Raw genomic sequence first — 12605 nt, forward strand, 5'->3', positions numbered from 1 at the left:
GAGTGCACCTCTTTCTTATTCCTTCACTTCTAGTAAAGACACATGATAATCTCCAACCTGCCCGTTTTCATAAAGATTTGTAATAGAAGTTGAGTATTCTTGAATTGCTCCTTTAAATGATAAGCCCTTTTCAGGAACACTAATATTAAAGATTCCTTCATATAAAAGGGTTGAGATGTCATGATAATCCTCACTTGTCACTTTAAAATCGATAATTATTTTATGTAAACCAGATATAGTTACTTCTTCATATTTCTCTATTCCGATAACCGTATCATTTAATGTAATTTTATTAACCAAAAAAATGCCTCCTTTAGAAAATAATATAGAGAATCATATCACTGTATGAAATGGTAGAGCAAATTAAAGGGATTGTTAGAAACTAGACTTCTGTCATAAAAATTAGAGATAAATGTCCTTATTGTAAACATTCAATATCAAATCTATAGCATTTGCCATATCCCGGTTAAATTACTCTAATAGCCTAGTGATTTACCTTACTATCCTTTGCTATTCAAAAAATAGGCTATTAAAAACTTTATAGAAAATTTTAATAATGATGATATTCAACTATACCAACTATTTAAATATCCATATTCTATTAATGTCAAGTTGATAATAGGTTACAGCTTGAATCTACCAGGAAAGGAGGAGACATAAATGGGACGTTGGAATTGTACAAAGTGTAATCAAAAAAATTCAAAGAGAAAAATGAATTGTAAGCACTGCTATACTCCTTGTGGATCAATGGAGGAGGAAAGTGTGATGGCTATGGAAACTGAATCTGTGATGGTAATGGAATCAGTAATGGCTATGGACAATAGACAGGTAAGGTATATGAGAGATAACAATAGTGAGGATGCTTTAGTTGACCAAGGGTATGATCAAATCTTTTTAATGGAACAAGAATCAGATGAATTAATTTGGATTAAAGATTCTTGCAATGTTAATGTAAGCACTACTGATACTCAGGGTGCTGTTTCTCTTCAAGTAGGATTACAGCTTGCTATTGCCTTAGTAATTAGCATTTCTCTTGGAGATTCAGAACAAGGCCGTGCAGTAGCTCAAGAAATCTTCCAAAAATTTGATGACGAGCAATCAAACAAACAAAGAATTTATATTGAAAACAGTAAAGATGTTGATATTCACACAACAGATACTGATTTATCACTGAACATTCAGGCTTTATTAGATGTACTACTTACATTAGTAGTGAGAATTGATGTACTTTAATTTCATATAAAAAGGAGGGGAATATAATGGCAGAAACTAAGTGGAGAGCTTTAGACCATTGTGACGACCACAAAAATGATGCAGATGTTGATCAAGAGAATACACAAAAACAAATAACAAAGCAAGAATCCAACGAATGGATTATTGTTAGGGATTCTGAAGGTGTTGAAGTAACAACTACAGATACGCAAGTTGCTTTAAATCTACAACTAGGTATTCAAGCAGCGATCGTCGCAGTTATCAGTATAACTATTGGTGATAACGATCAAGGGAATAACGTGGCTCAAGACTTAAAACAGTTTATGAAAACTAAACAGAGTAATAGGCAAAAAACAATTATTGAAGGCAGCAAACACGTCAAGGTAAAAACAACTGATACTGACATAGCTGTAAATATTCAAGCACTACTTCAAATCCTAGTTGCTATTGTAGCTAGATTAGATGTGTTATAGGAATTGAATATAATATTGTAGTTCTTTGAAACATTTTAAAAAAAGTATTCCACGCAACGTTAATGAAACCCATATGTTGCGTGGAATATTCTTTTACAGAACAATTTGTTTAATGTCATCATTCATTTCGAATTATTTATTAGGTGGTAAATTATTAGTTTTTTGTGTATAAGAATACAAAAATCCATCCGTTTCTATCTGGTTTGCATATACTGATAAAAAACGGGAAATTCGAAAAGGAGTGATCATATGAGTGAAAATCCAAAGGCTATCCCGAATAAGGTTGTTGACTTACTTGTAAGTGAAGTATTACGAAAAAACAACGTTAATATTGATAGTGCCAAGTCTAACTTAAATGACGAACAAAAAAAAGCAATTAAAGACTTAGTAGAGGAATTAAAAACGCAAGTAGACTCATTTGTAAATCAATCACCAGATAAAAAGGAATAAGGACTACTAAAACGCCTCGAGAATGAGGCGTTTTTTTTTTAGGAGTTCATCAAATAGAATAGTTTTCCTTCTATTATAAATACCTACAGGTTGAAATTATCTAAGTATGGGTCATAATATCAGTAAGTAGGATATTTTAGGAGGGTTTCCATGAAAATTACAATTGAATGGACATATAAAACAAAGAATGGTATTGAAACAGTATTCCGCTCCGATGAAATGCCGCCTGCCCATGCATTAAGTATTGGGGAAGATTTAGAGAAAACGGGAAGAGCAAAAAAGTTACAGTTTATAGACCAAAATGATAGTACATGGTTGGCGAAAGAACTCAAAAAATACATTAAAGAAATTGATACAGAACCACATAATGTTCGAGTATATTTTGATGGTGGCTATGATATTCAAACGAAAAATGCCGGATTAGGGATTGCTATATATTATGAACAAAATGGAAAATCGTATAGGTTAAGGCGCAATGCACCGGCTTCGGGGTTAAATTCTAATAATGAAGCAGAATACGCTGCACTCCATTTAGCTATTGTCGAGTTGGATTTGTTAGATGTACATCATCAAACTGTTCAATTTTTGGGAGATTCACAAGTTGTAATTAATCAGATGAACGGCGAGTGGCCAGCATACGAGAAAGATTTATCAAGCTGGGCAGATCGAATTGATGAAAAGCTAAATGAGCTCGGTATTACTCCAGAATTTGAGCTAGTGCCAAGAAAATTAAACTCTGAAGCAGATAGACTAGCTACTCAAAGCTTACAAGGAGTGGGTATTACAGGACAAATAGAGCTCCAATAACCACCGTGATTATAAGATAATATTATTATGTAAACTTCAGACGTTTTCCTATTTTTCTCCTCCTTTAGGTCTAATTTTACTTCTATTAGCATAAATAAAATGGGTGAGAGAATCTATTATTTTTTTATTTTATGAGAATAGGGGGAGATGAAATGGAAGAAGCAGTTGTTAAAAGAATTGGAATAAGTAACTTAGTTAGTAAGGTTATGTCAGCAGAAGAAGCTGCTGCCTTTATTCAAAATGGTGCAATTGTTGGGATGAGCGGCTTTACACGAGCAGGGGATGCAAAGGTAGTTCCTTTAGCTTTAGCAGAACGTGCAAAAAATGAAAAGTTAAAAATTGATGTCTATACTGGTGCTTCTCTAGGTCCAGAAGTGGACCAAATTCTAGCACAGGCAGGAGGCATTCGAAAACGTGGCCCTTACCAAGGAGATTCTGTCATTCGAAATTTAGTTAATACTGGTGAAGTATTATATGTAGATGCTCATCTTTCACATAATGCAGAGCTAGTACGTCAAGGGATTATTGGTCCAATTGATTTTGCCATTATTGAAGCTACTGCAATTACAAGTGAAGGCTACCTGGTGCCAACCACATCAGTTGGAAACTCGCCAATTTTTGTAGAGCATGCGAAAAATATTATTGTGGAGTTAAATTTAGCTCATTCGGATTCATTGGTTGGGGTACATGATATATATGTTCCACAAATGCAAGGTGATAGAAAACCAATTCCAATTTTAAGCCCTACAGACCGAATTGGGGATATTGGCATTAAGTTTGATTCGGACAAAATAAAAGCCATTGTAATTTCTAATGAGCAGGATGCACCATCCCTAATTGTAGAGCCAGACGATGAAACGCAAGAGATGGCAAACCATCTGCTAGATTTCCTAAGAAGTGAAATCAAAGCCGGTCGTCTTACAAACAAATTAGCGCCATTGCAATCAGGGGTTGGTTCTGTTGCTAACGCTGTATTAGAAGGATTTAAAGATTCTGAATTTGAAGATTTAGTAATTTTCTCTGAAGTGTTGCAGGATGCAGTATTTAACTTAATAGATGCAGGTAAGGTTTCCTTTGCATCATGTACCTCTATAACGATATCCGAGGAACTGCAGAAAAAAGTCTATGGTAATATTAAAAATTATTCTGATAAGATTATCCTTCGGCCACAGGAAATTTCAAATCATCCAGAAGTCATCCGTCGTTTAGGATTAATCGCAATAAATGCTGCTTTAGAAGCTGATATTTATGGAAACGTAAACTCAACTCATGTTGGTGGAACTAAAATGATGAATGGTATTGGTGGATCTGGTGACTTTACCCGTAATTCTAGATTAAGTATTTTTGTTACGAAGTCCTATGCAAAGGGCGGGAAGCTGTCTTCAATCGTACCGATGGTTGCCCATCACGATCATACTGAGCATGATGTGCATGTTATAGTAACAGAACAGGGTGTTGCGGATTTACGCGGCTTGGCACCTAAAGAACGCGTTCCTTTAATTATTGAAAACTGTGTCCATCCAGATTTTAAACAACAGCTTTGGGATTATTATAACGAAGCAGTAGCTTTAACAGGTAATGCCCAAACACCACACAACCTAGAAAAAGCGCTTTCTTGGCACGTAAATGCAGCGAAAACAGGAACGATGAAGCTATAAGAATTATAAATCATAAACCCCTTTTTATTAATAAAAATTTAATAGAGGGGGTTTTTTATATCTAAATTTCAATTAAATGCATCTCCTTCATTAATATATGTATAAATAACTCAATCCCTAGGTAAGTATTCTAGATAAAATTCTATTTATTTAATCTACCATCAATTATTTGCTACAATCATGATATCGAACAACAGCTAGAAAGTGGGATTACATGTATAAAACTATTGGTGTACTTGCTCATGTGGATGCTGGAAAAACAACTTTTTCAGAGCAGCTGCTATATCATACAGAAAGCATTAAAGAAAGAGGCCGAGTGGATCATAAGGATGCATATTTAGATAATCATTCCATTGAACGCCAGCGTGGCATTACGATTTTCGCTGAACAGGGAAGGATTCACTACAAAGGCGATACATATACCTTGATCGATACACCTGGACATGTCGATTTTTCACCAGAAATGGAGAGAGCGATTAGTGTCATGGATTACGCTATATTAATCATTAGTGCTGTAGATGGAATAGAAGGGCACACTGAAACAGTATGGAATCTTTTGAGACAATATCATGTCCCTACCTTTATCTTTATTAATAAAATTGACCGTGAAGGTGCAGACATTGATGGTGTCATGGCGTCAATTCAAAAGGAATTATCAGAGGATGCCGTTTTACTTCAAGAGAAAATCACACTAGAGAATATGCCTGAATCTATTATTGAATGGATAGCAGAAAGAGATGAAGATTTATTAGAGCAATATATGGAGGGAGCGCTAGATGTCTCTGCATATTTCTCAGCATTCCTTTCAATGCTAAAAAAAGAACAAGCCTTTGTGTGTATGACAGGTTCTGCTCTTAAAGATATAGGAATAATGGAATTTTTTGAACAGCTGTCAATTCTAACTACAACTAATTTTGACAATAGCAAAACGTTCAAAGGACAAGTATTTAAAATTAGACATGATGAAAAAAATCAACGAATTACTTTCATTAAAGCTTTGCAGGGGACATTAAAGGTACGTGAAGAGTTTACATTTGGTGAGGAAACAGAAAAAGTGACTGAAATTAGATTGTATAACGGAACGCGTTATGAATCGGTACAAGAAGTAGAAGCCGGTGAACTCTTTGCGGTTAAGGGATTTACGAACCCTCAAATTGGAGACATAATCGGCTGTGAAAATTCTCCTCAAGGGGAGTTTGAGCTTGTGCCAACACTTCAAGCTAAGGTTGTATACAATTGCTCAGAGCATATCAAAGAGATTCTTCGCTATTTCCGTATATTAGAGGCAGAAGAACCTACTTTAAAGGTCGTATGGAATGAGAAGTTCCAAGAAATTAACGTACATGTAATGGGGATTATTCAATTAGAGGTACTTCTTGAAGTGACGAAAGAGCGTTTTGGAATTGATGTCCGTTTTGAAGAGCCCAAAATTTTATATATGGAAACAATTCAAAGTAGCTGTGTTGGTTATGGTCACTTTGAGCCGTTGAAGCATTATGCAGAAGTGCATTTGAAAATGGAGCCAGCTCCAAGAGGATCGGGAATTCAATTTAAAAATGAATGCCATGCAGATAATTTGTCTTTCGGGCATCAACGATTAATTGAAAAGCATTTATTTGAACAAGATCACCATGGTTTACTTACAGGGTATCCAATCACGGATATTTCCATTACCTTATTAACTGGCAGAGCACATAACAAGCATACAGAAGGTGGCGACTTTAGAGAAGCAACTTTCCGTGCACTGCGCCAAGGACTTGAACAAGCAGAGAATGTAGTATTAGAACCTTATTACCGTTATAAAATAAAAGCTTCCACAGAATTTATGGGGCGCATACTGACTGATATTCAACAAGCAAGCGGCACGTTTGAAACACCTACTATGACTGAAGAACAAGTTACTATCATTGGTAAAGCACCTGTATCGACTTTTATGAATTACAGTACAACTTTTGCAGCATATACGAATGGGAAAGGCGTATTATCACTTCAGTTTAACGGATTTGAAATATGTCATAACCAGGATGAAGTCATCGAAAAAATTGGCTATGAAAAAAACGCAGATCCCGAATATTCCTCCTCAAGTATTTTTTGCGCGAAAGGGAAGGGTTATTCTGTTCCATGGTATGAAGCTAAAGAAGCTATGCACTGTATTAAATGATGATACGTTGATTATTTTATCCAAAAGCTACAGTATTATTTAAATGAAGTATAAATGGAACAAAGAAAAACAAACTAATTTTGTAATTTAAAATTAGGAGGTTATTTCTATGAAACAAAACCCACAATCTGTCCCAGGAAGACCTAAAAAATTTGTTAGTAAAGAAGAAATGATTAACAATACAAAAGACAATATGCGCGAAGCAGAAATTAGCATGGAATTTGCTGGTGAAGAAGAGCTAGAGAACCTACAGGAAAAGAATGAACGTAGAAAGCATCAAATACAAAGAATGAAAAATGAACCACTAACTTAAAATTTCTAAGAGCAGTGTTAAATCACAATTAACGCTGCTTTTTAGTATTTAATTGATATAATTTCAATATCGACTAATTTGTTAAATATCAAAACTATGTTAAAATGGAATTAATTAGGAATGACTTTCGAGCTTTTCTATAGTTTTATTTTAATTAGCAATTTATTTCAATACACAAAAAACATTATAATTTAATTATTTTAGATAAAAAATAAAAAGTGGAATGTAAGTAAGTCACTATTTATGTTAAAATAATTGAATGGCATAACCACATTGTTTGGGTTGTTTTAATTGCTAATTGAATATAAGATATACTTTCATGGTCCTGTTATTTTCTTTGAAATAAGGACTCATCAGGAAGAGAAAGTTTTATTGGAGGCTTATGATGAACTATAAAATTATTAACAAACCAGTATTTGAACAAGCACAGGTTCGTTCAGTATCAGATGTTGAATTCACTGAAGAACAACAACAAGAAGGCATGAAATTAGCTGTATCTAAAGTAGACCCGACTCTTGCCCTTTATTTAATCGACTCTGAAGGGAAAAAGAAATTCGAAGTTCGTTGGGATGACTCTTCTGAACTGTTTAACGGCTGGTATTCTGCTTGGGATAACTTCACTTGGTGCTTAGGAATCGTAGAACCACCAAAAGAACAATCAAATTAATACTCGTATAAATGTAAAAGCTCCTACTTTCCAAAGTGGGGGCTTTTAATATGCTTTTTAATCTACCTCCTCTTGGTGTTTTCTATATAAAATTTCTCGTGCGTTTAATTTCTTATTAGAAAAGATTTGGAGTGTTCAAGGTTGGTTCTTATTTCGAAATAATAATTTTAAATTACCTATTAATTTTCTCTATAGGTGTTCGATAATACAAAGGTAGAAGTTTAGGTTTATTTATCTATAAAATTCAGATTATATGTTAATTAAATTTACCGATTCACATGTAATAGGTAGAAAAGAATGATGTTTTTTTGATTAATTAGTCAATTTAATGATGTGAATACTAAGGTTCTTAAAAGAGTTAGATTAAATTTTAAAACATGCTTTTAAGATACATCTTTTAGTAGTAAGATAGATTTTATTATTGAAGAAATAGAAGGTGTGAAAAAATGAAATTCAAAAATTCGTTAACATTCCAGCTTGGCATCATTATTGCAGGCATTCTCGTTGTAATGATTTTTATTACATCAGTTGCTACATACAAAACTGCTTACGATAAACTATACGATGCAGCAGGTGTGGAAGCATATGGCTGTGCAAATATCACGACGGGTCTTATTAATCCAGCGGAGCTAGTAAAAGCAATTTCTGGCGATGCTGCTGCAGAGACTAACATTAGTGAACAACTTAATTGGACAACAGCTCATAAAGAAATTTTTGAAAATCAATATATTATTGATTTAAATGGAAATTTAATAGCACTAGATGATAATTTAAGAGAACAAGGGTTTAAACCTGGCGATTCCTTCGAATATGACAAGAAAGCTGTTGAAATGCTTTTAGAAATGGGGCATCCTACATATTCTGACCCCTATAAATTTGCGGGTATTGAACGACTTACTGGTTATGCACCAATCTATGAAGATCATGATCCTTCAAAGGAAATTATCGCCATTAGTGCGATTGATTTTAATGCGGAAATTGTAACAGAACGTACATGGGGAGTTGTGAGTGGAGGAATTCTCTTAAGTCTAATTCCAATGCTTCTTGCAACAGTTGTAACCGCATTTTTAATTCGCCGTAAAACAAGACCAATTTCTCTATTAATCGCTCAGGCAAAAGAAATTACAGATGGCAACTTAACTGTTGAACCGACAACGGTTAAAAGTAAGGATGAGATTGGTGATTTAGCGAATACACTCAATGCAATGACTTCTAAGCTACAAGAAATGATTGCTACGATGAGCTCCACTTCTCATCAAATCACTGGAAATGCCAATGAAACTGCAAGCTCATTAACTGAAATTAATGATTCAATGCAGGTAGTAACGTCCAATATTGATGAAGTGTCGAGTGCAATGACGGATGGTATGCATCATGCGGATAATGCTTCCCATTCCTTAACTAGACTAGCTGAAGACCTACAAAGCATGAAGAGTAAAGCTGATAGTACAGTAGAAAACTCAAACAAAACAATGAAAATTGCAGCACAAGGTGAAGACCGCGCGAAGGAAATTCGTCTAGATATGGAAAAAATCCGCAACGGTTCTCAAGATGTTAGTAGTACAATTCAGCAGCTTGTTGAATCGGCGGAAAAAATTCAACATATTACAACAACGATTTCTGGAATCGCATCACAAACGAACTTACTTGCTTTAAATGCTTCAATTGAGGCAGCAAGAGCTGGTGAGCACGGGAAGGGATTTGCGGTAGTTGCCGAGGAAGTTCGTAAACTAGCAGAACAATCTAATACAGAAGTAAATGAAGTCGAGAAGCTAGTAAAAGATATTATGGTACGTATTGGCAATGTATTAGTTTCTTCTCAGGAAAACGAAAAATATATTGAAAAAGGTAGCCAGACTGTTCAATTAACAACAAATGCCTTACACAATATTTATACGGCCGTTTCTGAAACAGTTGAAGAGATTACTACAATATCTCGATTATTATCAACTGAAACTGCTAAGTCAGATGATATTGTTACAAGAATTCAAGAGTTAGCTCATTCAATTCATGAGATTGAAAATACGATGAATAATATTGCAGCAGCTTCTGAAGAAACATCTGCTAGCATTCAAGAAATATCGAATCGTTCTAATGAATCAACACATATGGCCGAAGAACTAGAGCGCTTTGTAAAAACTTTTAAAGTGAAATAGAAAAAATTAAGAAGTTTTCCAAAATTAGTAGTAGAATAATAGAATCAAGCATAAATAAAAGTGTACCGTCATGTAAATGATGCGTACACTTCTTTTAATATGAAAAAATACTAAGTCTTTTTACAAAAAAAATATAATGTAAAGCTAGTTTTTCAAATGGAAATTCTAGAAGATAATTAGAAGTATTAGGGGTGAAGCTATTTGATAAAATATCAAACTAATAATGTAACAGTTTTTCAAAGCGTACTATATAAAACCACATCCCTTGTTATTCGAACAGAAGATTGCATACTAGTAGTCGATCCAAATTTACTTCCAGATGAAGTGGTTGAAATTCGGCAGCATGTAGATAAATTCAAGGAAGATAAGCAAATTTATTTAATTTTTACTCATTCTGACTGGGATCATATTGTTGGTTACGGAGCTTTTGACGATGCAATCGTAATTGCTAGTGAAGAGTTTAATAAGAGAGAAGATAAAAATGAAATTGTAAATCAAATTTTTCAATTTGATGACCAATATTATTTAGATCGCAGTTATCCTTTACAATTTCCTTCTGTAGATATCCCAGTATTGGAGGATGGCCAAGAGCTCGTAATTAAAAATACGAAGCTTACTTTTTATAAAGCGGAAGGTCATACAAATGACGGAATTTTCGTAGTGGTAGAACCGTTAGGAGTCTGGATTGCAGGAGATTATTTATCGGACGTAGAATTTCCATTTATTTATGATAATAGTGAGAAATATGAACAAACGATTGGAAAAACGGATAAGATACTAAGCTCGCATAATATCAAACTGCTAGTTCCTGGTCATGGAACGGCTACTGATATAATGGAAGAAATCATCTTTAGAAAAGTACTTTCATACCGCTATATCCAAGAGCTTCGAAATACTATTAGTAACAATCTAGACCATGAGTTTTTAATTCACGGCTATAAATATAAGGAAGATCAGATAAAAAGTCATAACGATAATGTTGCATTAATTAAACAAGAGCTTCAACTAAAAGCAAAACAAACACATAAAGGATAGATGGATTTCTTTCTTTTGTACCCTCCCAGGCGAATGCCGCATAAACTATAGAGGTGTAAAAAGGGGGGTGTCCATTAAGTGGGAATTTACATCAACAAAGAGCACCCAGGAGTGTTTAGAAATACCCAACCAATTCCAGAACCAAATCAGGTTGAATTCCGGCGCGACTATTTGTCAGAGTTACTCGAGCAACAAATAGTTGAAAATCGAAAATTACAACATAGTTTTGTTCATATGCAGCTTTCACAAAATGATTGGAATCAACATCAGTCTATCCAATATAAGAAATTAGATAAACGAGTGAATGAGATTAAGGAGCATCAAGAGTATCAAGAAGCAATGGATCATCAAGTAATTGATTGGTTAGAAAAATTAGAAGACCAAAACAGCATCATGCAGCAAACCATTAATTACGACCAACGCATTCATAATGAGTTACTTCAGCAAGTAAACCAAATTGATCAAAATATTAAAAATGAAGTACTTCAGCAGGTAGCACAGATTGATCAACGAATTGAAAATGAGGTGCTTCAGCAGGTAAATCAGATTGATCAACGAATTGAAAATGAGGTACTTCAGCAGGTAGCACAGATTGATCAACGAATTGAAAATGAAGTGCTTCAGCAAGTAAGCCAAATTGATCAACGTATCCAAAATGACTTGCTCGAGGAAGTAAATAAAATAAGTCAATCTCAAAAGGAAATGGTTCAACAACTCAATGGTGTTGGTGATGAACATAAAGAAGTTGTGAAAATGATAGCAGATTTTACTGCGCTAAATGAAGCTTTAATTTTCCGAATAGAACAGGTTGTAGCTGCAAATGAAAAAATCGAACTTCACTTGGTAGATCAAAATGAGTTTAATCAGCAAATCGTAGCTCAAATGTCAAATATCGAAGAGACTCAAAAAGATGTATTAAACCGTGTCGATAATCATGAAGGTCTATTGGAGAAAATGCTACGACAGGTTGATCATCTACGAGCGGTTCTGTTTGAACGTACTAATTCCTTAGAAGAAAGAGTAGAAAAGGTTTTTCAAAGCTCCGCTGCCTATTTTCAAAAAATCAAAAACTAAACATAATTGAAACCACGAATGCTATCTTAAGCAGTCGTGGTTTTTATTTGAGCATATATAAATCGCGTAAACGCTCATAAATCCTCCTTATTCATATGAACCACCATTAAAAGAAAATATTTCACATAGATTGAATTATTTCCTTTAATTTGATACAGTATAAACAATATGGAATAATCTATGATGTGACCAAGTAGATAAGAAATGTGAGACAGAAAATATAGTAATTGCTGAGAGCTATATCACCGCTTCTTGTTGAAACCTATCACGGAGGTGCAAGCCAAACTTGCCGAGTCGTTTTCGTTACAAACGCTAGAGGGTAGTTGCGTGAAATGTCGCTAGCTAAGACTAAAAGCTTTGCAATTATCAAACTAAGGTGGTACCACGTCTATTTTGCACAAAGACGTCCTTGTCATAAGGACGCTTTGTGCTTTTTATTTGCTTAGAGCTAGGTATAATTACCTTAAGTCTATATACTATGAAGGTTTAACAATAGTAAATAAAACCAAAGCTTAGATAACTACCATAATTTGTGGCGAAATCACTGATAGCAAACATCAAAATTGTTTTTAGTGGATATGAAACTTTAAAGCTTTCAT

At 34.3% G+C, this 12605-nt stretch carries 12 protein-coding genes; 11 read left to right on the forward strand and 1 reads right to left on the reverse strand.

What is annotated here, in order from left to right; all coding sequences use genetic code 11:
* Positions 1-15: 15 nt before the first annotated feature.
* Positions 16-300, reverse strand: a complete 285-nt coding sequence (locus tag BJ095_RS06040; RefSeq protein WP_107933347.1) for a DUF3219 family protein — start codon at positions 298-300, stop codon at positions 16-18.
* 465 nt (positions 301-765) lie between these two features.
* Between BJ095_RS06040 and BJ095_RS06045 the strand changes: the two genes are divergently transcribed.
* From BJ095_RS06045 to BJ095_RS06095, 11 genes are all read left to right on the forward strand, one after another.
* Entirely contained in the window at positions 766-1233 is a 468-nt protein-coding gene (locus BJ095_RS06045; protein ID WP_235867589.1) for a spore coat protein, read from the forward strand.
* Positions 1234-1259: 26 nt separating this feature from the next.
* Complete coding sequence (locus BJ095_RS06050; RefSeq protein ID WP_107933349.1) at positions 1260-1685, forward strand: spore coat protein; 426 nt, start codon at positions 1260-1262, stop codon at positions 1683-1685.
* A 249-nt stretch (positions 1686-1934) separates the two neighbouring features.
* Positions 1935-2135 (forward strand): spore coat protein, encoded by a 201-nt coding sequence (locus BJ095_RS06055; protein WP_107933351.1) that lies wholly within the window; start codon positions 1935-1937, stop codon positions 2133-2135.
* A 150-nt stretch (positions 2136-2285) separates the two neighbouring features.
* Positions 2286-2942 carry a ribonuclease H family protein gene (locus BJ095_RS06060; RefSeq protein WP_107933353.1) on the forward strand — a complete coding sequence of 219 codons (657 nt, stop codon included), beginning with the start codon at positions 2286-2288 and terminating at the stop codon, positions 2940-2942.
* A 152-nt stretch (positions 2943-3094) separates the two neighbouring features.
* Positions 3095-4600, forward strand: a complete 1506-nt coding sequence (locus BJ095_RS06065; protein ID WP_107933355.1) for an acetyl-CoA hydrolase/transferase family protein — start codon at positions 3095-3097, stop codon at positions 4598-4600.
* A 214-nt stretch (positions 4601-4814) separates the two neighbouring features.
* Positions 4815-6761, forward strand: a complete 1947-nt coding sequence (locus BJ095_RS06070; RefSeq protein ID WP_107933357.1) for an elongation factor G — start codon at positions 4815-4817, stop codon at positions 6759-6761.
* Positions 6762-6870: 109 nt separating this feature from the next.
* Positions 6871-7074, forward strand: coding sequence for a hypothetical protein (locus tag BJ095_RS06075; protein WP_107933359.1), 204 nt, complete (start codon positions 6871-6873; stop codon positions 7072-7074).
* A 385-nt stretch (positions 7075-7459) separates the two neighbouring features.
* Positions 7460-7741: a hypothetical protein gene (locus BJ095_RS06080; protein ID WP_107933361.1), complete on the forward strand. Its 282-nt coding sequence runs from the start codon at positions 7460-7462 to the stop codon at positions 7739-7741.
* 446 nt (positions 7742-8187) lie between these two features.
* Positions 8188-9897, forward strand: coding sequence for a methyl-accepting chemotaxis protein (locus tag BJ095_RS06085; protein WP_107933363.1), 1710 nt, complete (start codon positions 8188-8190; stop codon positions 9895-9897).
* Positions 9898-10098: 201 nt separating this feature from the next.
* Positions 10099-10932 carry an MBL fold metallo-hydrolase gene (locus BJ095_RS06090; RefSeq protein ID WP_107933365.1) on the forward strand — a complete coding sequence of 278 codons (834 nt, stop codon included), beginning with the start codon at positions 10099-10101 and terminating at the stop codon, positions 10930-10932.
* A gap of 78 nt (positions 10933-11010) precedes the next feature.
* Complete coding sequence (locus BJ095_RS06095; protein WP_107933367.1) at positions 11011-12006, forward strand: hypothetical protein; 996 nt, start codon at positions 11011-11013, stop codon at positions 12004-12006.
* The last annotated feature ends 599 nt before the right edge of the window (positions 12007-12605 follow it).

Source organism: Ureibacillus chungkukjangi (genome assembly GCF_003217295.1).
GTDB classification, from domain to species: Bacteria; Bacillota; Bacilli; order Bacillales_A; family Planococcaceae; genus Ureibacillus; species Ureibacillus chungkukjangi.

Bases quoted from the DNA above. Each gene is read 5' to 3' on its own strand.
- BJ095_RS06065 (WP_107933355.1), top strand. From the start codon at position 3,095: ATGGAAGAAGCAGTTGTTAAAAGAATTGGAATAAGTAACTTAGTTAGT.
- BJ095_RS06055 (WP_107933351.1), top strand. From the start codon at position 1,935: ATGAGTGAAAATCCAAAGGCTATCCCGAATAAGGTTGTTGACTTACTT.
- BJ095_RS06075 (WP_107933359.1), top strand. From the start codon at position 6,871: ATGAAACAAAACCCACAATCTGTCCCAGGAAGACCTAAAAAATTTGTT.
- BJ095_RS06050 (WP_107933349.1), top strand. From the start codon at position 1,260: ATGGCAGAAACTAAGTGGAGAGCTTTAGACCATTGTGACGACCACAAA.
- BJ095_RS06070 (WP_107933357.1), top strand. From the start codon at position 4,815: ATGTATAAAACTATTGGTGTACTTGCTCATGTGGATGCTGGAAAAACA.
- BJ095_RS06080 (WP_107933361.1), top strand. From the start codon at position 7,460: ATGAACTATAAAATTATTAACAAACCAGTATTTGAACAAGCACAGGTT.
- BJ095_RS06085 (WP_107933363.1), top strand. From the start codon at position 8,188: ATGAAATTCAAAAATTCGTTAACATTCCAGCTTGGCATCATTATTGCA.
- BJ095_RS06060 (WP_107933353.1), top strand. From the start codon at position 2,286: ATGAAAATTACAATTGAATGGACATATAAAACAAAGAATGGTATTGAA.
- BJ095_RS06045 (WP_235867589.1), top strand. From the start codon at position 766: ATGGCTATGGAAACTGAATCTGTGATGGTAATGGAATCAGTAATGGCT.